The following is a 418-nucleotide window of genomic DNA, read 5'->3' as shown; positions in this document are numbered from 1 at the left end:
GCCGTGAACGCGGCCCTGGTGAACCTCGAATCGCGTCCGGCGCCGGCCGGCGAGATGACCGTGGTGCTCGGCCCCGGCTGGCCGGGCATCCTGCTGCACGAGGCCGTGGGCCACGGGCTGGAGGGCGATTTCAACCGCAAGGGGTCGAGCGCGTTCAGCGGCCGCATCGGCCAGCGCGTGGCGGCCAAGGGCGTCACGGTGCTGGACGACGGCACCATCGCCGACCGCCGCGGCTCGCTCAACGTGGACGACGAGGGCCACGCCAGCCAGCGCAACGTGCTGATCGAGGACGGCATCCTCAAGGGCTACATCCAGGATTCGCTCAACGCCCGCCTGATGGGCGTGGCGCCCACCGGCAACGGCCGGCGCGAGAGCTATGCGCACATCCCCATGCCGCGCATGACCAACACCTACATGC

The 418-nt window shown here is 71.1% G+C and carries 1 protein-coding gene; it reads left to right on the top strand.

All coding sequences use genetic code 11. The annotated features are described in order from the left end of the window. Positions 1-18: 18 nt before the first annotated feature. A partial coding sequence (locus tag GVL03_RS20930) for a metallopeptidase TldD-related protein (protein WP_235038297.1) occupies positions 19-418 on the top strand: 400 nt, incomplete at its 3' end.

The sequence above is a fragment of the Microbacterium sp. 18062 genome (assembly GCF_902706225.1).
Classification (GTDB): Bacteria; Actinomycetota; Actinomycetes; order Actinomycetales; family Microbacteriaceae; genus Microbacterium.
This window is presented reverse-complemented; position numbering and strand designations above follow the sequence as displayed.